At 74.4% G+C, this 25617-nt stretch carries 20 protein-coding genes; 14 read left to right on the plus strand and 6 right to left on the minus strand.

Annotated features, from left to right (window positions below; all coding sequences use genetic code 11):
- Positions 1-99: 99 nt before the first annotated feature.
- From AB0J76_RS18920 to AB0J76_RS18940, 5 genes are read left to right on the plus strand one after another with little or no spacing between them, the layout of a single operon-like run.
- The gene (locus AB0J76_RS18920) at positions 100-1473 is read left to right on the plus strand and encodes an SWIM zinc finger family protein (protein ID WP_352330763.1); all 1374 of its coding nucleotides are present in this window, start codon (positions 100-102) and stop codon (positions 1471-1473) included.
- Positions 1470-2807 carry a DUF5691 domain-containing protein gene (locus AB0J76_RS18925; RefSeq protein WP_364389994.1) on the plus strand — a complete coding sequence of 446 codons (1338 nt, stop codon included), beginning with the start codon at positions 1470-1472 and terminating at the stop codon, positions 2805-2807. The genes AB0J76_RS18920 and AB0J76_RS18925 overlap by 4 nt, the downstream gene beginning before the upstream one ends.
- Positions 2804-3868 carry an AAA family ATPase gene (locus AB0J76_RS18930; protein WP_352323438.1) on the plus strand — a complete coding sequence of 355 codons (1065 nt, stop codon included), beginning with the start codon at positions 2804-2806 and terminating at the stop codon, positions 3866-3868. Before AB0J76_RS18925 ends, AB0J76_RS18930 begins: the two co-directional genes overlap by 4 nt.
- Entirely contained in the window at positions 3865-6171 is a 2307-nt protein-coding gene (locus AB0J76_RS18935; protein ID WP_352323439.1) for a DUF5682 family protein, read from the plus strand. Before AB0J76_RS18930 ends, AB0J76_RS18935 begins: the two co-directional genes overlap by 4 nt.
- Before the next feature lie 4 nt (positions 6172-6175).
- A complete protein-coding gene (locus AB0J76_RS18940; protein WP_352323453.1) occupies positions 6176-7315 on the plus strand; it encodes a VWA domain-containing protein in 1140 nt (379 codons plus the stop codon).
- A gap of 108 nt (positions 7316-7423) precedes the next feature.
- On the opposite strand, the gene AB0J76_RS18945 is transcribed toward AB0J76_RS18940, so the two are convergent.
- Entirely contained in the window at positions 7424-8872 is a 1449-nt protein-coding gene (locus tag AB0J76_RS18945; protein ID WP_352323440.1) for a DHA2 family efflux MFS transporter permease subunit, read from the minus strand.
- A 99-nt stretch (positions 8873-8971) separates the two neighbouring features.
- Between AB0J76_RS18945 and AB0J76_RS18950 the strand changes: the two genes are divergently transcribed.
- The 3 genes from AB0J76_RS18950 (at position 8972) to AB0J76_RS18960 (ending at position 12259) form a co-directional block, all read left to right on the plus strand.
- A complete protein-coding gene (locus AB0J76_RS18950; RefSeq protein ID WP_352323441.1) occupies positions 8972-9700 on the plus strand; it encodes a TetR/AcrR family transcriptional regulator C-terminal domain-containing protein in 729 nt (242 codons plus the stop codon).
- Positions 9701-9762: 62 nt separating this feature from the next.
- A complete protein-coding gene (locus AB0J76_RS18955; protein ID WP_352323442.1) occupies positions 9763-11154 on the plus strand; it encodes an MFS transporter in 1392 nt (463 codons plus the stop codon).
- A gap of 100 nt (positions 11155-11254) precedes the next feature.
- Positions 11255-12259: an enolase C-terminal domain-like protein gene (locus tag AB0J76_RS18960; RefSeq protein WP_352323443.1), complete on the plus strand. Its 1005-nt coding sequence runs from the start codon at positions 11255-11257 to the stop codon at positions 12257-12259.
- A gap of 38 nt (positions 12260-12297) precedes the next feature.
- On the opposite strand, the gene AB0J76_RS18965 is transcribed toward AB0J76_RS18960, so the two are convergent.
- A complete protein-coding gene (locus tag AB0J76_RS18965; RefSeq protein ID WP_352323444.1) occupies positions 12298-13272 on the minus strand; it encodes a BtrH N-terminal domain-containing protein in 975 nt (324 codons plus the stop codon).
- Between the two features lie 104 nt (positions 13273-13376).
- Between AB0J76_RS18965 and AB0J76_RS18970 the strand changes: the two genes are divergently transcribed.
- Positions 13377-14258, plus strand: a complete 882-nt coding sequence (locus tag AB0J76_RS18970) for an alpha/beta hydrolase (RefSeq protein ID WP_352323445.1) — start codon at positions 13377-13379, stop codon at positions 14256-14258.
- On the opposite strand, the gene AB0J76_RS18975 is transcribed toward AB0J76_RS18970, so the two are convergent.
- Both AB0J76_RS18975 and AB0J76_RS18980 read right to left on the minus strand, forming a co-directional pair.
- Positions 14244-14516, minus strand: a complete 273-nt coding sequence (locus AB0J76_RS18975; RefSeq protein WP_352323446.1) for a hypothetical protein — start codon at positions 14514-14516, stop codon at positions 14244-14246. The genes AB0J76_RS18970 and AB0J76_RS18975 overlap by 15 nt on opposite strands.
- A gap of 71 nt (positions 14517-14587) precedes the next feature.
- Positions 14588-16018 (minus strand): LCP family protein, encoded by a 1431-nt coding sequence (locus AB0J76_RS18980; protein WP_352323447.1) that lies wholly within the window; start codon positions 16016-16018, stop codon positions 14588-14590.
- A 143-nt stretch (positions 16019-16161) separates the two neighbouring features.
- On the opposite strand from AB0J76_RS18980, the gene AB0J76_RS18985 reads away from it, so the two are divergent.
- A complete protein-coding gene (locus AB0J76_RS18985; protein WP_352323448.1) occupies positions 16162-17031 on the plus strand; it encodes an enoyl-CoA hydratase-related protein in 870 nt (289 codons plus the stop codon).
- A gap of 1 nt (position 17032) precedes the next feature.
- Positions 17033-17950: an alpha/beta hydrolase gene (locus tag AB0J76_RS18990; protein ID WP_352323449.1), complete on the plus strand. Its 918-nt coding sequence runs from the start codon at positions 17033-17035 to the stop codon at positions 17948-17950.
- On the opposite strand, the gene AB0J76_RS18995 is transcribed toward AB0J76_RS18990, so the two are convergent.
- The gene (locus AB0J76_RS18995; protein ID WP_352323450.1) at positions 17923-19416 is read right to left on the minus strand and encodes a prolyl oligopeptidase family serine peptidase; all 1494 of its coding nucleotides are present in this window, start codon (positions 19414-19416) and stop codon (positions 17923-17925) included. The genes AB0J76_RS18990 and AB0J76_RS18995 overlap by 28 nt on opposite strands.
- 107 nt (positions 19417-19523) lie before the next feature.
- Between AB0J76_RS18995 and AB0J76_RS19000 the strand changes: the two genes are divergently transcribed.
- Complete coding sequence (locus tag AB0J76_RS19000; protein WP_352323451.1) at positions 19524-20633, plus strand: exonuclease SbcCD subunit D; 1110 nt, start codon at positions 19524-19526, stop codon at positions 20631-20633.
- A complete protein-coding gene (locus tag AB0J76_RS19005) occupies positions 20634-24176 on the plus strand; it encodes an AAA family ATPase (RefSeq protein ID WP_364390000.1) in 3543 nt (1180 codons plus the stop codon). It begins immediately after the preceding gene.
- On the opposite strand, the gene AB0J76_RS19010 is transcribed toward AB0J76_RS19005, so the two are convergent.
- Positions 24169-25218 carry a LacI family DNA-binding transcriptional regulator gene (locus AB0J76_RS19010; RefSeq protein ID WP_352321480.1) on the minus strand — a complete coding sequence of 350 codons (1050 nt, stop codon included), beginning with the start codon at positions 25216-25218 and terminating at the stop codon, positions 24169-24171. The genes AB0J76_RS19005 and AB0J76_RS19010 overlap by 8 nt on opposite strands.
- A gap of 74 nt (positions 25219-25292) precedes the next feature.
- On the opposite strand from AB0J76_RS19010, the gene AB0J76_RS19015 reads away from it, so the two are divergent.
- Positions 25293-25487 (plus strand): hypothetical protein, encoded by a 195-nt coding sequence (locus AB0J76_RS19015; protein ID WP_352321478.1) that lies wholly within the window; start codon positions 25293-25295, stop codon positions 25485-25487.
- Positions 25488-25617 lie beyond the last annotated feature (130 nt).

A 25617-nucleotide genomic window follows, 5' to 3' on the forward strand; every position in this document is an offset into this window, starting at 1 on the left:
TGGCCGATCTTACGAGGCCCCGGGACGCGCGCGGACCGCGTCCGGCGGGCAGGCCGCCCGCCGCGCGAACTGTCGGTCGGCCTGGCTAGTCTGCGGCAGGTGATCGAACGGTGGAGCCGTGATCAGGTGCTCGCCCTCGCCCCCGACGCGCCGTCCAGGAAGGCGGCTCAGGGGGTGGCCGCGGCGGGCAAGTGGTCCTCGCGCGGCACGACGGGCAGCGTCCTCTACGGCGAGTGCGCGGGCAGCGGGTCCAAGCCCTACCTGGCGTGCGTCGACCTGACCGAGCCCGCCTACCGGTGCAGCTGCCCCAGCCGCAAGTTCCCCTGCAAACACGCGCTGGGCCTGCTGCTGCTGTGGTCGGCCGACGACGTGCCCGCCGAGGAGGCCGCGCCGCAGTGGGTCACCGAGTGGCTCGACGGCCGCGCCGAGCGCGCCGCCAGGTCCGCGGCCCGCGCCGAGACCTCCCGCGACGCCGCCGCCGCGCCCGCGCCCGCGACCGGGCCGGGGGCTGGGACGGCGGCCGGAGCCGGCACCGGGGCGGGCGCCGGGGCGGGCGCCGGCGCTGGGGCGGCCGGGGCGGGGAAGGCGGAGACGGTGCGGCAGGCGCGGGTGGGGGCCGGGCTGGCGGAGCTGGAGCGCTGGCTGGCCGACCAGATCCGCCAGGGCCTCGCCTCCTCCGCCGAGCACGACTGGGACGGCCTGGCCAAGCGCCTCATCGACGCCCAGGCCCCCGGCGTCGCGGGCCTGGTGTCCCGGCTGACCCAGGTGCGCGCGGAGGACGACTGGCCCGGCCGGCTCCTGGAGGAGTACGCGCTGATCAACCTGCTCGCCGTCGCCTACCGCCGCCGCGCCGAGCTGCCCGCCCCCCTGGCGGAGACCGTCCGCATCCGCACCGGTTTCCCGGTCACCCGGGAGGAGGTGCTGGCCGGGCCGGCGGTGCGCGACCACTGGCACGTCCTCGGCCGCCGCGACGACGAGCACGACCGGCTGACCGCCCGCCGCGTCTGGCTCAAGGGCCGCGCCACCGGCCGGGTTGCCCTGATCCTCTCCTTCGCCCCGCCCGGCCAGGCCCTCGACGCCTCGCTGGTCACGGGCACCACGATCGACGCCGACCTCGCCTTCTACCCGGGCGCCGCGCCCCTCCGCGCCCTCGTCGCCGCCCGCCACGACACCGATCCCCTTCCCGGCGAGGGCGCTCCACCGGCCGGGGTGCCGGTCGGCGAGGCGCTGGAGGAGGTGGCGCGGGTGCTGGCCGACGATCCCTGGACCGAGTCGTGGCCGCTCGTGCTGGCCGGCGTCGTCCCCGGCCGCACCGCGGTCGGCGGGCTGCCGCTGCACCCCCGGGCCCGCGACCCCTGGCGGCTGATCGCCGTCTCGGGCGGCCGTCCCGTCACACTGGCCGCCGAATGGACCCCGCAGGGCCTGCGCCCGCTCACCACCTACGACGACGAGGGAACGGCGGTGCTTCTGTGACCTGGGACGACCTGGCCTCCACGGCCCTGGTGGGCACCGACCGCAGGCCGTACCGGGGAGACCTGCTGGCGGCCGCCGCCGTCGAGACGGCCCGCCGGCGCGCGGGCCGCGGCCCGGTCGAGGCCGCGCCGCCGGCCCCCGCCCCCGCCGAGGACCTGCCCGCCGTGGGCAGGCGCGCGGCCGGGCGGCTGGTCCGGATCATGGGCGGCGACTACGACCGCCTGCTGCCCGAATGGCTGGCCGCGGCCGCCGCGACCGGCCGCAGGGTGCCCTGCGACGTGCTGCCCGACCTGCTCGAGAGAGGCCGGCGCGACCGCTCGATCCGCGCCCATCTCGGCGTCCTGGCCGGGCGGCGCGGCCGCTGGCTGGCCGGTCTCAACCCGGCGTGGGGCTACCTGCTGGAGGAGCCCACCGGCGAGACCTGGGAGCTGGGCGGCCCCGCCGACCGCCGCGCCCACCTGCGCGCCCTGCGCGCCGCCGACCCCGACGCGGCCAGGGAGCTGCTGGAGAGCACCTGGGAGCGGGAGACGCCCGACGACCGGGCCGAGTTCGTCGAGCTGCTGGCCGACGGGCTGTCCATGGGCGACGAGCCGTTCCTGGAGGCCGCGCTCGACGACCGCCGCCGGGAGGTCCGCCAGGCCGCCGCCAACCTGCTGACCCGGCTGCCCGGCTCCCGCCTGTCCAGGCGCATGGCCGAGCGGGCGCGGGCCTGCGTGTCGATCTCCGGCTCGGCCATCGCCGTCGAGGCGCCCCTGGAGTGCGACCGGGCGATGGAACGCGACGGCGTGCGTCCCAAGCCGCCGCGCGGCATCGGCGAGCGGGCCTGGTGGCTGCAGCAGATCCTGGCCCGCGCGCCGCTGGGCTTCTGGGGCCGGCCGCCGTCCGCGCTGCTGAAGATGCGCATCCCCGACTGGGACGCCGAGGTGAAGGCCGCCTGGGTCCGGGCCGCGGTGCTGCAGAAGGACCCGGAGTGGGCGCGCGCGATGTTCGGCTGGGACCCGATCGCCGACCTGCTCGAAGCGCTCCCGCCCGCCGAGCAGCAGGAGCTCGCCGCGGGCTTCGTCCAGCAGCACGACCTCGACAGCCAATTGATCATGGTGCTCGGCGGCGTCTCGTCCCATTGGCGGGAGGGCCTGGCCACGGCCGTCCTGCACAAGATCGTCAAGGTGGCGGCCGTCCAGCCGTGGAACCTCGGCGAGCTGGTCAAGCTGGCGGGCGAGCACATCGACCCCGCGCTGTTCCCGCTGGCCGAGAGCTACTCGCCGGTGGCGCCGATCCAGCAGGTCGCCGCCCTCCTGCGTTTCCGTGCCGACATGTACAAGGAGCTCGCATGACCGTCCTGCGTCCCCACGCCGAAGACCAGTACGCCGAGGAACTGGCCTACCTGGCCAAGGACGACGACCGCCCCCGGCCCCCCGGCTGGAAGTTGTCGCCGTGGGCGGTGACCCGCTACATCCTGGGCGACGACGACCGCGTCACCCCCAAATACGTCGGCGCCCGCCGCATCGTCGAGGTCGCCGTGGCCACGCTCGCGACCGACCGCGCGCTGCTGCTGCTCGGCGTGCCCGGCACGGCCAAGACGTGGTTGTCGGAGCATCTGGCCGCGGCCGTCAGCGGCGACTCGACGCTGCTTGTCCAGGGCACCGCGGGCACCGCCGAGGAGGCCGTCCGGTACGGCTGGAACTACGCCAGGCTGCTGGCCGAGGGCCCCTCGTTCGAGGCGCTGACCCCCTCGCCGGTGATGCGGGCCATGGCCGAGGGGCGGGTCGCCCGCGTCGAGGAGCTGACCCGCATGCCCTCCGACGTCCAGGACGCGCTGATCACCGTCCTGTCGGAGAAGACGCTGCCGATCCCCGAGCTCAACCGCGAGGTCCAGGCCGAGCGCGGCTTCAACGTCATCGCCACCGCCAACGACCGCGACCGGGGCGTCAACGAGCTGTCCAGCGCCCTGCGCCGCCGGTTCAACACCGTCGTGCTGCCCGTGCCCGCCAGCGCCGAGGAGGAGGTGCACATCGTCGCCCGTCGCGTCACCCAGCTCGGCCGCTCGCTGGAGCTGCCGGAGACCTCCACCGGCCTGGCCGAGATCAGGCGCGTGGTGACCGTCTTCCGCGAGCTGCGCGCCGGCGTCACCGAGGACGGCCGCACCAAGGTCAAGTCGCCGAGCGGCACCCTGTCCACGGCCGAGGCGATCTCGGTGCTCACCAGCGGCATCGCGCTGGCCGCCCACTTCGGCGACGGCGTGCTGCGGCCCTCCGACGTCGCGGCCGGGATCGTGGGCGCGGTGGTGCAGGAGCCGGTCTCCGACCGGGTGGTGTGGCGCGAGTACCTGGAGACCGTGGTGCGCGAGCGTCCCGACTGGCGCGACTTCTACCGCGCCTGCCGCGAGGTGTCATGAGCGCCGTCTCCGTGCTGGGCGTGCGCCACCACGGCCCAGGCTCGGCCCGCGCGCTGCGGCGCGAGCTCGAACGCCTGCGGCCCGACGCGATCCTCGTCGAGGGGCCGCCGGAGGCCGACGCGCTCGTGGCGCTCGCCCCCGACCTGGAGCCGCCGGTCGCGCTGCTCGCGCACGTGCCCGGCGCGCCGGCCAGGGCCGCGTTCTGGCCGTTCGCGCAGTTCTCGCCCGAATGGCAGGCGATCCTGTACGGCGCCGCCGCCGGCGTCCCGGTGCGCTTCTGCGACCTGCCCGCCGCCCATTCCCTGGCCGACGACGAGGAAGCCGACCAGACCGGCGACGGGCTGCGGGCCGACCCGATCGGCGCGCTGGCCGCCGCGGCCGGGCACGACGATCCCGAACGCTGGTGGGAGGACGTCGTCGAGCACCGCGGCGACACCCCCTTCGAGGTGATCGCCGAGGCCATGGCCGCCGTGCGCGAGGGCCACGTGCCGGCCGGCCGGGAGGCCAGGCGCGAGGCGTACATGCGCAAGGCGCTGCGGGCCGCGATCAAGGAGGGGTTCGGCACGATCGCGGTGGTCTGCGGCGCCTGGCACGTGCCCGCGCTCACCGGGCCGCTGCCCCCGGCCGCGGCCGACAACGCGCTGCTGCGCGGCCTGCCGAAGGTGAAGGCCGAGCTGACGTGGGTGCCCTGGACGTACGGGCGGCTGGCCTCCTGGAGCGGCTACGGCGCGGGCATCACCTCGCCGGGCTGGTACCACCACCTGTTCACCGCCCCCGACCGGCCGGTCGAGCGCTGGCTCACCGAGGCCGCCGCCGTGCTGCGCGAGGAGGGGCTGCCGGTCTCCTCGGCGCACGTCATCGAGTCCGTCCGCCTGGCCGCCGCCCTGGCCGGGCTGCGCGGCAGGCCGCTGGCCGGGCTGGGCGAGGTGACCGAGGCGGCCAGGGCGGTGCTGTGCGAGGGCGACGACCTGGCCGTCGAGCTGATCCAGCGGCGGATGGTCGTCGGCGACCGGCTGGGCCACGTCACCGACGGCACCCCGATGGTCCCGCTCCAGCGCGACCTGCGCGAGCAGCGGCGGCGGCTGAAGCTGCGGCCCGAGGCCCTCGACCGGGAGCTCGACCTCGACCTGCGCAAGCCGCTCGACCTGGAGCGCAGCCATCTGCTGCACCGGCTGCGGCTGCTGGAGGTGGGCTGGGGCACACCGGGGCAGGCGCGCGGCAAGGGCACGTTCCGCGAGTCCTGGACGTTGCAGTGGCGGCCCGAGCACGACCTCGCGCTCATCGAGCACGCCGCCCTCGGCACCACCGTCGAGGCCGCGGCCGCGCGGCGCGCCCGCGACCTGGCCGGGGCCGCGTCGGCGACGCTCGCCGACCTGACCGCGCTGGTGGAGCAGTGCCTGCTGGCCGACCTGCCGCAGGCGCTGCCCGGCGTGCTCGCCGCGCTGTCGGCCAAGGCGGCGCTGGACACCGACGTCACCCAGCTGATGGCGGCGCTGCCCGCGATGGTCCGCGCCCACCGGTACGGCGACGTGCGCGGCACCTCGGCCGAGGGGCTGGCGGTGATCGTGCGCTCGATGCTCGACCGGATCTGCGTCGGGCTGCCGGTCGCGGTCACCGCGCTCGACGACGACGCGGCGGCCGAGCTGCTCAGACACGTCGACGCGGTGCACGCCGCCGTCGCCCTGCTCGCCGAACCCCCCGCCGGCCCGCCGCCGCCCACGGCGTCCTCCACGGCGGCCGACGCCGACGGCGACGCTGAGGGCCTGGGCGACGCGGCGGAGGGGGCCGACGAGGGCGGGGCGGGCGGTTCGCCGCGGGCCCGGTGGCTGGGCACGTTGCGGGGCATCGCCGACCGGCAGGACCTGCACGGGCTCATCGAGGGCCGGCTCACCCGCGTCCTGCTCGACTGCGGTGAGCTCGCCGACGCGGGCGACCGCATGTCCAGAGCCATGTCCCGGGGGCAGACCCCGGTCAGGGCGGCGGCCTGGGTCGAGGGCTTCCTGTCCGGCGGCGGCCTGCTCCTGGTGCACGATCCGCGCCTGCTGGGCCTGGTCGACACCTGGCTGACCGCGTTGCCCGCCGACCAGTTCACCGACGTGCTGCCGCTGCTGCGCCGCACGTTCGGCGGCTTCGCCGTGCCGGAGCGGCGGGCCGTCGGCGAGCGGGTGAGCGCGGCGGGCCGCGCAGGCGGCGCCGGCGGCACAGTCGGCGCCGGCGGCGCGAACGAGCCGCACATCGACGAGCGGCGCGCGGCGGGAGCCGCGGCGACCGTGCTGGCGATCATCGGGAGAGACCGTGGATGAGCGCATGCGCAGGTGGCGGCTGGTGCTCGGGGGCGGCGACGCCGACGGCACCGGCTGCGCCCTGCAGGGTGCCGACGCCCAGATGGACGCGGCCCTGGCCGCCGTCTACGACCACGACGGCCGCGAGGGGCAGAGCCGGCGCGAGGGCGGCCTCGGGGCGTCCGCGCCGCGGGTGGCCCGCTGGCTGGGCGACATCCGCACGTACTTCCCGTCCACGGTCGTCCAGGTCATGCAGAAGGACGCGATCGAGCGGCTCAACCTCACCAGGCTGCTGCTCGAACCGGAGATGCTGGAGGCCGTGGAGCCCGACGTGCACCTGGTCGGCACGCTGCTCGCGCTCAACCGGGTGATGCCCGCGCAGGCCCGCGAGTCGGCCAGGGCGGTGGTGCGCAAGGTCGTCGACGAGCTCGAACGCCGGCTGGCCGACCGCACAAGGGCGGCGGTGACGGGCGCGCTCGACCGTTCGGCGCGCACCCACCGGCCCAGGCGGGTGGCCGACATCGACTGGGACCGGACGATCCGGGCCAACCTCAAGAACTACCTGCCCGACCGGAACACGGTCGTCCCGTCGCGGCTCGTCGGCTACGCGCGCCGGCAGCGGTCGGTGCAGCGCGAGGTGGTGCTCTGCATCGACCAGAGCGGTTCGATGGCGGCCTCGGTGGTGTATTCGAGCGTGTTCGGGGCGGTCCTGGCCTCGATGCGGTCGCTGAAGACGTCGCTGGTGGTGTTCGACACGGCGGTGGTCGACCTGACCGAGCAGTTGCACGACCCGGTCGAGCTGCTGTTCGGCACCCAGCTCGGCGGCGGCACCGACATCAACCGGGCGATCGCCTACTGCCAGGGGCTCGTCACCCGCCCGGCCGACTCCGTCTTCGTCCTGGTGAGCGACCTGTACGAGGGCGGCGTGCGGGAGGAGATGCTGCGCCGGGTGGCGGCGATGACCCAGGCCGGCGTGCAGGTGATCGTGCTGCTCGCGCTCTCCGACGAGGGCGCGCCCTTCTACGACCACGACAACGCCGCCGCGCTGGCCGCGATGGGCGTGCCCGCGTTCGCCTGCACCCCCGACGCCTTCCCCGACCTGATGGCCGCCGCCATCGAACGCCGCGACATCGCGCGCTGGGCCGAACGCCACGTCAGCACCTGAGCGGTGCACGCAGAAGACGGCGGCTCCGAACGCCGCGTCAGCCCGTGACCCGGGCACGCGAACGGCCGCGGCTCCACCCCCGCAGGGGAGCCGCGGCCGGGGCAGCGCTCAGTGGCCGGCCTGTTCGGGACGGGCCCTGCGCGGCATGAGGAACGACAGGGCGAACGTCACGGCCAGCAGCCCGACCTCCACCCAGACGGTCACCTGCATCGCCGAGCCGAAGCTCCACTCGTGCTTGAGCAGGTTGAAGAAGAGCGTGCCGAGCACGGCGGTGCCGAGCGCGCCGCCGAGCTGCTGGACGGCGGTCATCGTGCCCGAGGCCGACCCCGACTCGTGCGGCTCGACGCCGGCCAGCACGATGTCGAAGAACGGCGCCATGGTCAGGCCCATGCCGATGCCGACCAGCGCCAGCCCGGGGGCGAGCTGCCAGACGCCGACGTCGGTGCCGGCCAGCTGGATGGTCACCCCGAGCACGGCCGCGCCGGCGGCCATGACGGCCACGCCGATCTGCAGCAGCCCGCGGCCCAGCTTCTCCTGCAGCCCCGACATGGCCAGGCCGAAGCCGAGCACGCCGCCGACCGCCTGGGGGAGGCTGGCCAGGCCCGCCTTGAGCGGGCTGAAGTGCAGGCCGGCCTGCATGTAGATGCTGAAGACCAGGCTGAGGCCGATCATGCCGGAGAAGAACGCCAGACCGGCCACCAGGCCGCCGGAGAAGGCCCGCTTGCGGAACAGGCTGGGGGTGACCAGCGGGTCCTTGCCGGACGCGGCGCGGCGCGACTCGTACCTGCCGAACAGGGCGAAGACAACCAGCGAGGCGGCCATCGAGACGAACGTCCAGGCGGGCCAGTCGAGCTCGCGGCCCTGGATCAGCGGGTAGATCAGCAGGAACCCGGCGACCGAGACCAGGCCGACGCCGACCAGGTCGAGCCTGGTGGCGTTCGAGAGGCGGAACTCGGGCAGGAAGCGGATGCCGGCGACGGCGGCGGCCAGGCCGATGGGCAGGTTGATCAGGAAGATCATGCGCCAGCCGGTGCCGAAGAAGTCGGCGTCGACCAGCCAGCCGGCCAGCACCGGGCCGCCGACCGACGAGATCGTCATGACGGGCCCGAACATGCCGAACGCCTTGCCGATCTCCTGCGGCGGGAACATCTCCTTGATCAGCCCCAGCCCCTGCGGCAACATCACGGCGCCGAACAGGCCCTGCAGCACCCGGCTGGCGATGAGCATCTCGGGGCTGCCCGCCACTCCGCACAGCAGCGAGGCGGCGGTGAAGCCGAACGCGCCGATGAGGAACATGCGCTTGCGGCCGAACAGGTCGCCGAGCCGCCCGCCGGTGACCAGGCCGACGGCCATGGCCAGCGTGTAGCCGGCGCCGAGCCACTGCACGAGGCTGTCGCTGCCGCCCAGGTCGGCGCGGATGGTGGGGGCGGCGATCGTGGTGATCAGCGCGTCGAGCAGGTCCATCACCTCGGCGGCCAGGATCACGAAAAGGGCGGCCCAGCGCCACCGGTAGGGCGCGACGGCCTCCGTGGCCTGCCCCGCATTGGTCACTGTCACAAGAACTCCTTCAGAACGCCGTTCTTAAGTACGAACACTGTTCGTTTACGAACACTGTTTTAGTGGCGAACAGCGTTCGTGTCAAGTACAGTGTTCGCCATGGGGAGCAAGGAAGAAGTCGTGCCGGTGCCGCCGTGGCGCAAGTCCCGCAAGCAACCGCAGATCAGGCGGCAGCTCAGCCAGGAGCTCATCGTCGAGACCGGGCTGCGCGTGCTCGACGCCGAAGGGCTCGACGCGCTCAGCATGAGACGCGTCGCCCAGGAGCTCGACACCGGCCCCGCCTCGCTGTACGCGCACGTGGCCAACAAGGAGGAGCTGCTCGAACTGGTCTACGACCGGGTGCTCGGCGAGATCCGGCTGCCCGAGCGCGACCCGGCCCGGTGGAAGGACCAGCTCAGGTCGTACGCGCTGGAGGTCTACCGGGTGCTGAACAGGCACGCCGACGTCGCCAGGGCGGCCCTGGCGAACATCCCCTCGGGCGGCAACTCCCTGCGCACCGGCGAGTTCGTCTACGGGCTGCTGGTGGAGGCCGGCATGCCGCCGCGCGAGGCCGCCCTGTGCCTCGACCGCCTGTCCCTCTACCTCATCGGCGACGCCTACGAGGGCTCGGTGCACATCAGCCGGATGCGCGCCGCCGGCATGTCCTCGCAGGAGGAGTACTTCGCCTCCTTCGTCGGCCAGGTCGCCGACTACTACCGCGCCCTGCCCCGCGACCGCTTCCCCTACCTGGTCGAGCACATCGACGACCTGGTCGCCGCCGGCGGCGAGGAACGTTTCCGCTACGGCCTGGAACTGATGCTCGACGGCATCGAGTCGCGCATGCCTTAGGCCCAATTGCCTAGGCCCCGCGCCCGATGTGCCGAACCGGGCCTCCTCGTAGCTTTACGGTCATGACTACGACTGTTGATCCGATCGAGGACGTCGCCCCGGCCCCGGCCGGGGTGTTGTCCGCGCGGTACCGGGCGCTCAGCGTCGGCCTGGTCGCGCTCGTCATGCTGGTGGCCTTCGAGGCGATGGCGGTGGCGACCGCGATGCCGATCGTGGCCCGCGATCTTGACGGCATGCCCCTGTACAACCTGGCCTTCAGCGCCACCCTCGCGGCCAGCGTGATCGCGACCGTGCTCGGCGGCAGGTGGAGCGACGTGCGGGGGCCGGTGCAGCCGATCGCCGTCGGCGTGGTCGCCTTCGTCGCCGGGCTGCTGGTCGCCGGGTTCGCGCCGACGATGGAGGTGCTGGTCGCCGGGCGGTTCATCCAGGGGCTCGGCGCCGGGTTGATCCAGGTCTCCCTGTACGTGCTGGTCGCCCGGGTCTTCCCGGGGGCCATGCATCCCAAGGTGTTCGCGTTGTTCTCGGCCGCCTGGGTGGTGCCCTCCATGATCGGACCGGCCATCGCCGGGTTCGTCGTGGAGAACGTGAGCTGGCGGTGGATCTTCCTCGGCGTCTCCGCGCTGGTCATCCCGGCGGCGCTGCTGCTGTGGCGCGGCACCGCGGGCCGCTCGGCCGAGCGCGGCTCCGCCGAACCCGCTCCCGGCATCGGCCGCAAGCTCGTCTGGGCCACGCTGACCGCCGTCGCCGCCGCTCTCATCCAGTACGGCAGCGCCGCGAAGCTGGACGGCCTGCCGCTGCTCGTGGCCGGCGTCGTCCTGCTGGCCGTGGCCCTGCCCAAGCTGCTGCTGCCCGGCTCGCTGCGCGCCGCCCGCGGCCTGCCGTCCGCCCCCGTGCTGCGCGGGCTGGCCTACGGCTCGCTCATGGCCGCCGAGGTGCTCATCCCGCTCATGCTGATGAAGGAGCGCGGCCTGACCGCCACCGGCGCGGGCGTCGTCCTCACGGTGGGGGCGCTCGGCTGGTCCACCGGCTCGTGGATCAAGGGCCGCGGCACGATCAGCCACATGACCGCCATCCGCGGCGGCGCCGCGATGATCGCCGTCGGCATCGCGCTGGTGTCGCTCGTGCTCGTCGACTCCCTGCCCATCGCGATCGCCTACGTCGCCATGGCCATCTCCGGCCTGGGCATCGGCGCGCTGCACCCCACGGTGTCCGTGCTGGTGCTGGAGATGTCCAAGGAGGGCGAGGAAGGGCAGAACAGCGCGGCCGTGGGCGTCGGCGAGTCGGTGTTCACCGTCGTGGCCGTCGCCGTCAGCGGCGCCCTGTTCACCGCCACGGGCGAGAACTACGCCGTGGGGCTCGGATTCACCGTCGTGCTCGCCGTCCTGGCCTTCGTGCTGGCCCCCCGTTTTGTGCAGTCCGCCAAGGCAGGCACTATGGAAGGGACCGCGTCATAGTGATGAGAACGTCATAGTGCTGAGAACGCTGCCAAACGCATCGGCGTGGATGGCCTTCACCAGGCGCGACGACTCTCTCGTCATGGCTTAAGGGGGGTTCATGCCGCGAGTGCGGGAGCTGGAGGTCTTCCGGCTGGTCCTGCCGTACGGCGCGAGGTCGGAGAGCCTGCTCGTCAAGCTCACCGACCACGGCGGCATGACCGGCTGGGGCGAGGCCGTCTCGCCGGAGCCCAAGGCCTGGTCGCGGCTGGAGGAATCGCTGGCCGCGCTGCTGATCGGCGTCGACTGGGAACACCCCGACGCCGTGCCGAGCGGCGATCCGGCCGTCGACATGGCCTGCTGGGACCTGTGGACCAGGATGCGCGGCGTGCCGCTCGCGCACGCGATCGGCGGCACCCGTACCTCGGTGATGGCCACCGTGCGCCTGGCGCCCGACCCGTCCGTCGAGAGCCTCGTCGCCCGCGTCAACCAGCAGGTCTGCGCCGGTTACGGGCACGTCACCCTCGACATCAGGCCCGGCTGGGACGTCGAGCCGGTACGCGCGGTGCGGCGGGCCTACCCCGCACTTACCCTGGCCGTCGACGGCGGCAACGCCTACACCGACCTCGGCCAGCTCGTCGCCCTCGACTCCTACGGCCTGGAGGTCATCGAGCGGCCCTTCCCGCTCGGCGACGTGCACGCGCACGCCGCGCTCCAGGACGACGTGGCCGCCTCGGTCGCCGTCGAGGTGCGCTCGACCGCCGAGCTGGACGACTACCTGACCCTGCGCGCCGCCAGGGTGCTCCTGCTGCGCCCCACCGCCTTCCCGTCGTTGTCGGAGGCCCGGCGGGCGCACGACCGGGCCGCCGCCGCCGGCTGGGACATCCAGTGCGCGGGCGGCCAGGGAGCCGGCCTGGCCAGGGCGGCCACGGTGGCGGTCGCCAGCCTGCCCGGCTGCACGCTGCCGTGCGACGTCACCCAGCCGCCGAAGCAGAACCAGATCGTCACGCCGCTGGTGGGCGCGAACGCCGGCGTCATCGCCGTCCCGCTCACCCAGCCCGGGCTGGGCCACACGATCGACGAGACCCGCCTCGTCCGCCTGGCCAAGGAGTCCTTCCACGCCTGACCGGCCCGCCTGATCGCCACCGCTGACCCTCAGTCCGGCTACGCGGCCTCGTACAACGTCTCCATGGCCAGCCGTTCGCGCACGGCCAGGTCGTACAGCAGCGCCCCCGCCTGGTCGAGCGGCTGCTGCCGGCCGGTCTCCCCGGCCTGGGCCAGCAGGTCGGCCACCTCGCTCCACTTGGGCGCCAGCGCCATGTACGCCTGGCAGGCCGTCTCCAGGGCCTTGCCGGGCGCGATCATCTGGGCCTCGGCCAGGAACTCGGTGTAGAGGTTGCGGAAGAACGCGCCGCCCGTGCCGCCTCGCTCCATGAGGTTGGCTGTACGCGTGAGCTGCGCGGTCGGCCCGCGCTCCAGCCAGGTGGGGATGAGCGCGGCGGCCTGCTCGATGCCCCGGTAGCCGACGTTCCTCATCGCCGGGTTGAGGAAGGCGGCGGCGGTGGACCGCACGGCCGTCCTGACGGCCTGCGGCAGGTCGGGCTCGGCGCACGGCCCCAGCGTGTACGACAGGTTGTGCGCCGTCATCGGCCCGGTCGCCGCGCGGGCCCGTTCGAGCGAGTCGAGCGGGACGCGGTTGCGGGTGCCGTGCTGGGCGGTGTCCACGAGGTGGGCGTGGCCCTCGTCGTAGCCGATCATCGCCACGTAGTGGCCGCCGAAGTGGTAGGGCGTCCGGACGTAGTCGAGGTGGTAGCAGTCGAGCCGGATCCCGACGGGGGCGCCCTCGTCGAGATGGCGGCGGACGTTCGACCAGGCCGTGATGGGGGAGGAGGTCTCCTGCGTGTCCAGCGTGAACCCGAGCGCGGCGGCCAGCTTCTCGGTGAGCGCGTGCGGCTTGACCCGCCCACCGATCAGCGGGACGTCCAGCGAGCCGCTGTCCCAGTAGATGAAGCTCAGCCCTTCGCCCAGCCCGAACAGCATCGCCTCCGACAGCTCCACGCCCGCGTGCCGCAGCAGCGTGCCGGCGGTGGTCGTCTCACAGTGACGCCCTTCGAAGGGCGGAACGAGATCGATGAGCACAAGCCCAGTGTGCAGGATGACCTGCGGATTCACCTGTCGGGTGACCCGGCGTGCCACGGAAAACCGGTGGAAGCGCCTACAGGTGCGCACGGGATGATGGGCGCATGGACATCGTGGTCGCACCTCCTTCCCGCACGGGCGCCGAACGGCTGCCCGACGGCCGCCTCCTGGGCTGGGCCGAGTGGGGGCCGCCGGACGGGAGGCCCGTCCTGCTCTCCCCTGGCGCGGCCACCAGCCGCCGGCTCGGCATGGGCGCGGCGGCCCCCGACGACCTCGGCGTGCGCCTGATCTCCCTGGACCGGCCCGGTCTGGGCGTCTCCACCCCGGCGCCGGGCCGCACGTTCGCCCACTTCGCCGCCGACGTCGGGGTCTTCGCCGGGCTGCGCGGCCTCGGGCGTCCGGCCATGGTCGGCAACTCGCAGGGCGCGCCGTTCGCGCTCGCCTGCGCCGCCGCCGGCGTGACCGGCGCGCTGGCCCTGGTCTCGGCCGCCGACGAGGTGGCCGACCCGCGCTTCGCCGGCGCGCTGCCCGCCGAGCTGCGGCAGTTGTCGGACCTGTCCACGCACGACCCGCAGGCCGCCGAGCAGATCTTCGCGGGCTTCACCCCGCAGGCGATGTGGGACCTGGTGATGGGCGGCAGCCCGGCCTGCGACCTGGCCGTCTACCAGCGGCCCGAGTTCGCCGCCGGATACCGCGAGGCGCTGGGGGAGGCGTTCGCGCAGGGGCCGGCCGGTTACGCCCGCGACACCGTCCTGGCGATGGGCCGCTGGGGCATCGACCTGTCGTCGATCACGGCGCCGGTCGACGTCTGGTACGGCGAGCTCGACGCCACCCACTCGCCCGACCTGGGGGAGGGCCTGACCGCCCGCATCCCGGGAGCGGTGCGGCACGTCGTGCCCGGCGCCGGGGGCGCGCTGCTGTGGACGCACCCCCACCGGATCCTGCGCGCCCTGCTGGACCGCAGCCCCGCCTCAGCCCACCGGTGAGTCCTGGGCGAAGGTGATCACCATGTAGCGGCCGTTGGAGTAGCTGACCACCGGGCGGCCGAGCAGCTCGCCCACCTTGCGGGCGACCCCCTGGAACACCTCCACCAGCTCGGCGCTGTCGGCGCTCACCCTGAACCGCCCGTTCTCGGTGAGCTGCTGGGCCACGAGGGGGACGAAACCGGCCTCGGCCCGCACTCTCTCCTCGGCGTCGAGAGGGGTGCGCCGGACGGCGGGTGAGCTGCCGAGGGGGTGGGACATCGCGAATCTCCTCCAGATTTGCCGGTGCCCCCCAGCATGCCATCCGTGACCGGGTCGTCAGGGCGTCCGGCTCAACCCGCTCCACATCCCTCGGTGAGCCCCTTGGTCGGCGGCGCGGATGGCTTGCCGGACTTCCGGGGAGAGGAACCCTCGGTGGCCGACGCCGTGGCCGACGGGCTCGCCGAGGCCGCGACGGCGGATGTCGCCGCGGCCGAGTCGCGCACGGCCTTGGCGGTCAGCCGGCGGATCTTGTCCCAGTCGGGGTAGCCGGTGCGGATCAGCGGCGGCACGAACTGCAGGCTCGTCACCTTCGCGTTCTTGACCTTGAGCGCGAGCGGCACCAGGTTCGTCAGCATCGAGCGCGGGATGTCGGTCCTGATCAGCTCCTTGGTGGCCAGCGCGATCCGGTTGAACCGGGCCAGCACGGTCGCCGGGTCGGCCTGGTCCAGCAGCGCGCCGAGCACGCAGCGCTGCCGCCGCATCCTGGTGTAGTCGTCGCTGAAGGTGCGGGAGCGGGCGTACCACATCGCGTCGGCGCCCTTGAGCTTCCTGGTGCCGGCCTTGACCAGGCCCTCGTTGTACTTGCCGAACACCACGTCCTGCTCGACGGTGAGCGTGATGCCGCCGATGGCGTCGATGAGTCGGGCGAAGCCCCACATGTTGACCAGGGCGTACCAGTCGATCTTCAGGTCGAGGGTGTAGCCGATGGTGTCCATGAGCACCTGCGGGCCCTGCTGCCGGCGGCCGCCGAAGATCTCCGGGTGCGCGTCGGCGTACTCCCAGACGCTGTTGAGCAGGTCGCTGCGGCCGCCGCCGGGGTCGGGCGGCAGCCGGAAGCCGTCCGGGAACCGCTGGGCCATGGGCGTGCCGGGGCGGAAGCGCACGTTCTCCAGGTTCCGCGGCAGGCTGACCAGCACGGTGTTGCCGGACTTCACGTCGATGCTGGCGACGTTCATGCTGTCGGTGCGCACGCCGGTGCGGTTGTCGTCGGCGTCGCCGCCGAGGAGCAGGATGTTGACCCGGTCCCGCCCGGCCCACGGGTCCTGCGGCGGCTCCTGCCCGGCCGGGACGGCGGGCTCGGCCGGCTCGGGGCCGGTGAAGATGTCGCCGAGGGTCTTCTGGTACGTCCACACGTTCTGCGCGACCAGCCCGAACGGCACCACCACGGCGACGGCGAGCAGCCCCGCGAGGGTGCCGGCCAGGATCTGGCCGTTCTGCGGCAGCCGCCCGGGACGCAGCACCACGAAGGAGTGCACGATCACCGCGAACCAGGCGACGCCCAGCGCCGCGGCTCCGACGACGATCGCGGTCAGCCACGAGTCCTGGGTCAGCGCGCCCAGCAGGTTGTCGGTCGTCAGCGCCAGCGCCAGCAGCGCCAGCAGGCCGGCGAAGTAGCACGACAGCAGGATCAGGCCGGCCGTGCGCCGGCCGGCGCGCAGATGCGCGGCCCCTGGCGCCAGCGCCGAGAGCGCCAGCCAGCCGAGGACCGCTCCCGCGCTCACCGGTTCCTTACCCTGCACGCCATCCCCGTTTCCCGAACTCCACCGTAACCCGCAGGCACGGACAGCGCGGGCAGCCTACGCATTGGATGCGAAATATGTCTTTATCGGAGGATGAACATCGGAAACCGAATAAGATTCGGGTCATGGCCTTCTCCGAGATCGAGTACCACGTGGCCGATCGCGTCGCCACCATCACCCTGTCTCGCCCCGAGCGGCTCAACGCCTTCACCCTGACCATGCGCGCCGAGCTGATCAGCGCGTTCGACCTCGCCGACGCCGACGACGACGTGCGCGCGGTGGTCGTCACGGGGGCCGGGCGGGCCTTCTGCGCGGGGGCCGACTTGGGCGGCGGCGGTGGCACGTTCGGCCACCGGGCGCAGGCCGAGCCGGCCGAGCTGGTCGAGGGCGCGCCGCGCGACGGCGGCGGCACGGTCGCGCTGCGGATCGCCGCCTCGCTCAAGCCGGTCATCGCCGCGATCAACGGCCCGGCGGTGGGCGTGGGCGTCACGATGACGCTGCCCATGGACGTCCGGCTGGCCGCCGAGAGCGCCAGGTTCGGGTTCGTGTTCGCCCGGCGCGGCATCGTCACGGAGGCGGCGTCGAGCTGGTTCCTGCCGCGGGTGGTCGGCATCTCCAGGGCCATGGAGTGGGCGGTGACCGGCCGGGTCTTCCCCGCCGCCGAGGCGCTGGAGGGCCGCCTGGTGTCGCGGGTGCTGCCGGACGAGGAGCTGCTGCCCGCCGCGTACGCGCTGGGCCGCGAGATCGCCGACAACACCTCGGCCGTCTCCGTCGCCGCCGTGCGCAGGCTGATGTGGTCGGGCCTGTCGGCCGCCTCGCCGTGGGAGGCGCACGCCGCCGACTCCCGGCTCATGGCCGAACTCGGGGGCGCGGCCGACACGGTGGAGGGGGTGACGGCGTTCCTGGAGAAGCGTCCGGCCGACTTCCCGATGAAGGTGAGCACCGACCTTCCGCCCGGCGTCCCCACATGGCCGGACAATCCATATTCTGTCTGATATGTACGAGATCACCGTTCTCCCCATGCAGCCCGACTTCGAGGGCGAGGTCGTCGCGACCCTGATCTCCAGGAAGACCGGTTCGCGCAGGGCGGTGCTCTACGTCCACGGGTTCACCGACTACTTCTTCCAGGACCATCTGGCCGACCACTACGTCCAGCGCGGCATCGACTTCTACGCCCTCGACCTGCGCAAGTACGGCCGCTCACTGCTCCCGCACCAGACCAGGGGGCTGATCAGGAGCGTCACCGACCACTTCCCCGAGATCGACGAGGCAGTCCGCCTCATCCGCCGCGACCACGACGAGCTGACCGTCAACGCCCACTCCACCGGCGGCCTGATCGCCGCGCTGTGGGCCGACCGGGTCCGCGGTCGGGGCCTGGTGCAGGGGCTCGTGCTCAACAGCCCGTTCCTCGACCTCAACGTGCCGGCCCCGCTCCGGCTGGCCGCCGACCTGCTCAAGACCCCGATGTCCTACGTCCGGCGGCCGCTGCCCCTCGGCATCAGCACCGCCTACGGCCAGAGCCTGCACCGCACCGAACAGGGCGAATGGGACTACGACCTGGAGCTCAAGCCGCTGGTCGGGTTCTCCGTGCACGCCATGTGGCTGGCCGCCATCCGGCGGGCCCAGCGGCGGCTGCACCGCGGGCTGGCGGTGGACGTGCCGGTGCTCGTCCTGGCCTCCTCCACGGGCCTGCGGGTACGCGACTTCGTGCCCGAGGCGCGCTCGGCCGACATCGTGCTCGACCCGGAGCACATGGCCCGCTGGGCCACCTCGATCGGCCCCCACGTCACCTGCGTGCGCATCCAGGACGGCGTGCACGACCTGGTGCTGTCGGCCGAGCCCGCGCGCAAGCAGGTCTTCGCCGAGCTCGACCGCTGGATGACCGCCTACCAGGGGAACGAGAACAGGCCGTAGTAGGCCGCCGCCACCAGGAGCAGCCCGGTGCCGCCGAGCACGCCGCCGATCGCCACGTACTGCCACCGGGTGGGCTGCATGCCCTCGCGCAGCGCCGACACGTACGCGGCCACCGCCGTGACCTCCTGGATCAGCATGAGCGCGGCCAGCACGCGGACCACCAGCCAGCCCGCCAGCACGGCCGGCCAGGCGCCCGCCTGGTTCACCGAGAACAGCACCAGCAGCATGATGAACGCCACGACCGAGGCCAGCAGGCCGAGGCCCGTCCACGCCATCCTGCGCAGCCTGCGCCTGATCGGCGGCCACAGCCGGGCGTTGGTCTCGACCGGCTGCCTGCCGTGCCCGCGCAGCCGGACGACCATCGCCGCCACCGGGCCCGCCACGTACCCGACGGCGGCCAGGCAGACGGTCAGCCCGAGCATCGTGCCGCCCGCGTACCAGGGGGCCGCGGGCACGTCGCTGGCCTCGAAGCGCTGGACCGGCGTGCTGCCCGCCATGTGCACCGACGGCCTGGCGGTGCCCGGCAGGCCGGTGATCCAGTTGGCCAGCGTCTCCAGGTAACCCTTGGTGAACGGGCCGCCGTTGACCCGCATCGCGTGGTCGCCCTTGTCCATGAAGCGGATCGTGTACCGGTCGTTTCCCGCCTCGCCGAGCGCCGTGACCAGCGCCTTGGTGGACTCCACGAAGGGGATCGAGGGGTCGGTCGTGCCGTAGAACGCCAGGACCGGCTGCCTGACCTGGCGTAAGGCCGGCATCGCGTCGTAACGCAGGAAGGTGAAGCCGACGCCGCCCATCGCCCTGGTCAGCAGGTCGCGGGCGCCGATGGGGGCGTGCAGCCGCAGCAACTGCTCGTTCAGGGCCCAGGCGACCTGCCGCAGCGGCGAGACGTTCGGCGAGGAGACCAGCACCGCGAAGCCCACCGCCGCGCTCTTGGCCGCCGCGATCGGCACGACCCAGCCGCCCTCGCTGACCCCCCACAACCCGACCCGCGAGGCGTCCACCTCCGGCCGGGTGCGCAGGTACTCCACCATGCGCAGCGCGTCGTCGGCCAGCAGCCCGAAGTCGCGGTCGCGGAAGTCGTAGCCGACCGTCCGCTTGTCGAACGCGATCGTCGCCACGCCCGCCCTGGCCAGGAACTCCGCCTGCGGCGTGAACTCCGTCCGCGACCCGTTGCCCGACCCCGACACGAACACCATCGCCGGGTGCGGGCCGGGCGAGAGCGGCACGCGTAAGGTGCCCTCCAGGCGCTGGCCCTCGGCCGGCAGCGAGATCTCCTCCCGCCGCACCGGGGTGGCCGCCACCACCGGGCGCAGCTCCTCCGCCGGTTGCGGGGGAATCGCGGCGAACGCCGGATCCGCCTTCAGCGGCGGCGGGTCGAACGCGGGCGGCAACACGTAGCCGACCGACGCGAGAGCCACCAGCACCAGGCCGGCGGCGACGCTCAAGGTGCCACGGCCAGTGCGCATCGGCCTCCCCATGTGCGTTGGTTTGCCCGCCGATCATCCAGCCTACTCCCGGCTTCTGTGACAGGAGGGGCCGCATTTGTCGGTGAGAGATGTTAGCTTCCTGCGACATGCGGATCCTGCACACCTCCGACTGGCACCTCGGGCGCTCCTTCCATCGGGAGAGCCTGCTCGGGGCGCAGGCCGCGTTCGTCGACCACCTGGTCGAGACGGTGCGCGCCGAGCGGGTCGACGTCGTGGCCGTCTCCGGCGACGTCTACGACCGCGCCCTGCCGCCGGTCGACGCGGTGGCCCTGCTCTCCGACGCGCTGGCCCGCCTGCGCGCCGCCGGGGCGCGGGTGGTGCTGATCAGCGGCAACCACGACTCGGCGCTGCGGCTGGGGTTCGGGTCGGCGCTGTTCGAGTCCTCGGGCGTGCACGTCCGCACCGAGCCCGCGCAGTCGTGGGAGCCGGTGCTGGTCGGCGACGTCGCCTTCTACGGCATCCCCTACCTGGAGCCCGAGCTGGTGCGCACCCCCTGGCAGCTGCCCGATCGCGGCCACACCGCCGCGATCTCCCACACGATGAGCCGCGTGCGCGCCGACGCCGTCCGCCATCGGGCCGCCGTCGTGCTGGCCCACTGCTTCGTGACCGGCGGGCAGGCCAGCGACAGCGAGCGCGACATCAGCGTGGGCGGCGTGTCCCACGTGCCCCTGTCGGCCTTCGACGGCGTCGACTACGTCGCCCTCGGCCACCTGCACGGGCGGCAGCGCATGTCCGAGACCGTGCGCTACTCCGGCTCCCCGCTGGCCTACTCCTTCTCCGAGGCCGGCCACGTCAAGGGCTGCTGGCTGGTCACGCTCGGCTCGGGCGCCGAGTTCGTGCCCGCGCCCGTGCCCCGGCCGGTCGGGCGGCTCCGCGGTGACCTCGACGACCTGCTCACCCTGCCCGCCTTCGCCGCCTACGAAGACCACTGGCTGCAGATCACCCTGACCGACGCCGTCCGTCCCAAACAGGCCATGGACCGGCTGCGGGCCCGGTTCCCGCACGCCCTCGCCCTGTCGTTCGAGCCGGTGGGCGCGGCGCCCGCCGCCGGGCCGGTGAAGGTCAGCGGGCGGCCCGAGGCAGAGGTCGCCCTCGACTTCGTCCGCGAGGTGCGCGGCGAGCCCGCCGCGCCCGAGGAGGAAGACCTGCTCAGACAGGCGGTCGAGGCGTCGCGGATGAAGGAGACGACGGCGTAGATGCGGCCCCACCGGCTCTCCCTCACGGCCTTCGGCTCCTTCCCCGGCACCGAGACGGTCGACTTCGACGCCCTCACCGAGGCGGGCCTGTTCCTCATCCACGGGCCCACCGGGGCGGGCAAGACCACGATCCTCGACGCGCTCTGCTTCGCCCTCTACGGCGTCGTGCCCGGCCAGCGCAACAGCGCCCGCAGCCTGCGCTGCGACCACGCGCCCGCCGGCACCGGCCCTTCGGTGACGCTGGAGGTCACGATCCGCGGGCGTTCGCTGCGCATCCGGCGGTCGCCGGCGTGGCAGCGTCCCAAGCTGCGCGGCACCGGGTTCACCGAGGAGAAGGCCAAGGTCGTCGTCGAGGAGCGCCGCGGGGCCGCCTGGCAGGGGCTCACGACCCGGCTCGACGAGGCGGGCGACCTGGTGGGCGGGCTGCTCGGGATGAACGCCGAGCAGTTCTGCCAGGTGGTGATGTTGCCGCAGGGCGACTTCGCCAAGTTCCTGCGCGCCGACGGCGACGACCGCGCCCGGCTGCTGGAGCGGCTGTTCACCGTCAAGGTGTTCACCGAGGCCGAGGCGTGGCTGGCCGAGCGGCGGCGGGCCACCGGGCGGGAGGAGCAGGAGCTGGGGCGCGAGGTCGCCTTCGCCGTCGAACGCCTGGAGGAAGCCGCCGGCCCCCTCCTGGCCTCCGCGTCGGACGGCGGTGGCGGGGACGGGGGGCTGCCGTCGGCGGCGGACGATCCGCTCGGGTGGGCCGGCGCGTTGCTGGACGCGGCGCGGGCCGTCGTCCAGGGGTGCGAGGAGCGGCACGCCGCCGCCGGCGACGCCGTACGCGCGGCGCGGTCGCGGTTCGAGCAGGCCGCCGCCCTCGCCGAACGCCGCCGCCGACACGCCGAGGCCCTGACCCTGCGCCGCACCCTCGACGAGCGCGCCGACGAACGCGCCGACCTCCAGGCCGTCATCGACGACGCCGCCCGCGCCGATCGCGTGCTCCCGCTCATCACGGCCGCCCGGCAGCGCGCCGAGGCCGCCGCCAAGGCCCGCGCCATGGTCGCCGACGCCCTGGCCCGTGCCCGGCCCCTGCTCACCCGCCGCCCCGCGCAGAGCGTCGAGGGGCCGGCGGGTGGCGCGGAGCCGTCGGTGGAGGAGCTGGAGGGCCTGGAGCGGGAGCGCCGGGCCGAGCTGGCCCGCCTGTCGGAGCTGCTCACCGAGGAGGCCCGGCTGTCGGTCGTCCGGCGTGACCTGTCGCGGGTGCAGCAGGAGCTGGCCGAGCTGGTCAGCGCCGATGAGACCGTCGCCGCGCGGCTGGCCGTCCTGCCCGGCCTGATCGCGGACGCCGAGGGCAGGCTGGCCGACGCGCGGGTGGCCGCGGCGCGCATCCCGGCGGCCCAGGCCATCCGCGACGCCGCCGCCGACCTGATCGACGTCGACCGGGAGCTCGGCGCGCTGGCCGGTGAGCTGGAAGCGCTGGCCCAGCGCGAGGCCGAGGTGGCGGCGGCCGAGGCCGAGCTGCCCGCCCGGCTGGCCGCGGCGGGCGCCGCCCTGGCCGAGGTGCGCGCCGAGGCGGCGGCCGTGCCCGCCGCCGCCGCCCGGCTCGACGCCGCCCGTTCCGTCCTGGAGGCCGCGCATCGCCGCGACGCCCTCGCCGCCGAGCTGGAGTCGGCCGCCGCCGCCCACCAGGTCCTGGTCGACCGCGCCCAGGAGACCCGCGAACGCTGGCTCGACCTGCGTCAGGCCAGGATCGACGGCATGGCGGCCGAGCTGGCCCGCGACCTGACCGACGGGCGTCCGTGCGCGGTGTGCGGCTCCGAGCACCATCCCGTGCCCGCCGCCCCGGCCCCCAGCGCGCCCTCGCCCGACGACGAGCACGCCGCCGAGACCGCCCACGAGGCGGCCGCCGCCGACCGGGAGGCCGCCGAACGCGCCCTGGCCTCGATCGAGTCCCGGCTCGCCGACGCCTCGGCGGCCACCGAGGGGCTGTCCGCCGACACCGCGGCCGGGCGCGTGCTCGCGGCCGAGGAGGAGCTGGCCCGGCTGCGGTCGGTCGCCGACCGGGAGCCCGCCCTCGCCGACGCGCTCGACCGCCTCGAAGGCGAGCGCGACCACGTCCGCGACCGGGCCAGGGAGATCGCCGAGGCGCTCGCCGCCCACCACGCCCACCGCACCCGGCTCACCGCCGAACGCACCCGCCTGCACACCCGTCTCACCCAGACCCTGCACCCCGAGACCCTGCACCCCGAGACCGTGCACGCGGAGCGCCCGCTCGCGGCGGATGCCAGCCCTGAGACCCTGGGGGAGCTCGACGGGAGGCGGGTGCTGGCCGCGGCCGAGGAGGAGGTGCGGCGGCTGGCGGCGGTGGCGGCCAGGGAGGCGGGGCTGGCGGCCGAGGTGGCCGCGCTCGGCCGCGAACGCGCCGAGCTTGAGGAGCGCGGACGCCGCATCGCGGCGCGGGTGGCGGCCGGCCGTACCAGACATGAGGAGCTGAGCGCGGACGCCGGGCGATTGGGCGCGCGGCTCGACGCGGCCAGGGGCGGCGACCCGACCCTGACGGCCCGCCTGTCCAGGCTCAACGACGAGGCCGAGCTGCTGCGCGAGGCGCTGGAGGCCACCAGGGCGGCGGTCGCGGCGGCCGCCGAGCTCGACGCCGCGGCCGGGGCGGCCGGGCGGGCGGCGGCCGAGGCGGGCTTCGCCGACGTGCGGGAGGCCGAGGAGGCCTACCGGAGCCCGGCCGAGCGGGAGGGCAAGGCGGAGCTGCTGCGGCGGCTCGACGACCAGCACGCCGCCGTCACCGCCCTGCTCGCCGACCCCGAGCTGATCGCCGCGGCCGCCGAGCCCGCGCCCGACCTGGCGGCCGCCGAGGCCGGCAGAGACGCCGCGGAGGAGGCGCACACGCGGCTGGCGAGCGAGCGCGACCGGGCGGCGGCCAGGGCCGCCCGCCTCGCCGAGCTGCGCGATGAGCTGGCCGCACGCATCGAGCGGTGGCGTCCCGCGGCTGAGCGGCACCGGCTGGCCGAACGCATGGCGGCGCTGGCCTCGGGCACGTCCGGCGACAACCAGTGGAACATGAGCCTGACGTCGTTCGTGCTGGGCGAGCGGCTCCGGCAGGTGGTCGACGCCGCCAACGAGCGCCTCGACCACATGTCGTCCGGCCGCTACCTGCTCCGGCACGACCTGCGCAAGACCGCCGGATCCCGGGCGCGCTCCGGCGGCGGCCTGGGCCTGAAGGTGGCCGACGCCTGGACCGGGGTCGACCGCGACCCGGCGACCCTGTCGGGCGGCGAGAGCTTCATCACCTCGCTCGCGCTCGCGCTCGGCCTGGCCGACGTGGTCACGGCGGAGGCGGGCGGCGCGGAGGTCGGCACGCTGTTCGTGGACGAGGGCTTCGGCACCCTCGACGAGGACACCCTCGACGACGTGCTGGACATCCTCGACGGGCTGCGCGACGGCGGCCGCGCGGTCGGCATCGTCAGCCACGTCGGCGAGCTGCGCACCCGGATCCCCGTGCAGCTCAAGGTGGGCAAGACCCGCAGGGGCTCGACCCTGGTCAGCTAGGCGGCGGCGCGGTCGAGGCCCGCACGACCAGCTCGTACGGGAACAGCCGCCGCTCCGGCCGGGCCGCGGCCCCCGACAGCAGCAGCCGCCCGGCCGCCTCCCCGATCTCCTGCTTGGCCTGCCGGATCGTGGTGAGCCCCGCCTCCTGCGCCGCGCTGTCGGAGAACCCGACGACCGACAGCTCGCCCGGCACGTCGAGGCCCAGGTCGGCGGCCGCGTCGAGGACGCCGAGGGCCAGCACGTCGGTGTTGGTCAGGATCGCGGTGGGCCGGGGGTCCAGCCGCAGCAGCGCGTGGCCGGCCTTCCTGCCCGCCTCCCGCGAGTTCCTGGCGACCTCGTAGAAGGGCACGTCGTCCCAGTCGAGGCCGGCCTGCTCGCAGGCCGTCTGGTAGCCGCCGCGCCGGGCGCGCATCGCCGCGAACACCGCGCCCTCCTGGCGGGCGCGGTCGGCCCAGCCGGTGTGGCCGTCGTCGTGCAGGCCGACCATCGCCACCGCGACGCGCCGGTGCCCGAGGCCGAGCACGTGCGCGGCGGCGGCGGCCCCGGCGGCCGGCTCGTCGATGCCGACGAAGGGGTGGCCGGGCACGTACGGCTCGTCCACCACCACGACGGGCAGCTTCCTGGCCAGCACCTCGGCCAGCGCCGGATGGCCGTCGGGCAGCGAGACCACGCAGAACGCGTCGACCACCGCGTCGCGCACGGTGTCGCTGCGCCGGTCGCCGTGCGGCAGCGGCAGGATGAGCAGGCCCACGCCCGCCTCCTCGGCCGCCGTGGCCAGCCCCTGGAAGAACCCGAGCGCGTACGGGTCGGCGAAGGCGTAGGCCAGCGTCTCGCTGAACAGCAGGCCGAGCGCGCCGGCGCGGCCGAGCCGGAGCGAGCGCGCCGTCGGGTTGGGGCCCGCGTAGCCGAGCTCGTCGGCCACCTCCAGGATGCGCCGCCGCAGCCCGTCGCTGAGCTGGTCGGGCCGGGAGAAGGCGTACGACACGGTGGCGCGGGACACGCCGAGCCTGTCGGCGATCGTCTGCAGGGTGACCCTTGCCATCGTCCAACCGTATCGAACGCCTTGCCGGTGCGTTCTTAATTGATTAAGGTCTTAATTGATTAAGGAGGAGAGACATGGATGCCATGCAGGTTCTCGCGCACCGGACGGCGATGGGGTTCCGCGGCTCGCTCGACGCGGCCCTGCCGGGGGCGCCGCGCAGGCGGGATCCGGAGCGGGCCGCCGTACGGGCGCGGCTCGCACACTCGCTGCGCCGCGCCGCCGACCGCCTCGACCCCGCCTGCCCGTCTGCCCGGTACGGCGAGGCGTGACCGGGGCGGTGGGTCCGTCCGGGGCCGTCGGGAGGACGGTTGTCAGGGCGGTCGCGGGCAGGGCGGTCGCGGGCAGGGTGGCGCGGCCAGGGTGGCGCGGCCAGGGTGGCGCGGCCAGGGTGGCGCGGCC

It is taken from the genome of Nonomuraea sp. NPDC049624 (assembly GCF_040675255.1).
In the GTDB taxonomy this organism is placed as follows: Bacteria; Actinomycetota; Actinomycetes; order Streptosporangiales; family Streptosporangiaceae; genus Nonomuraea.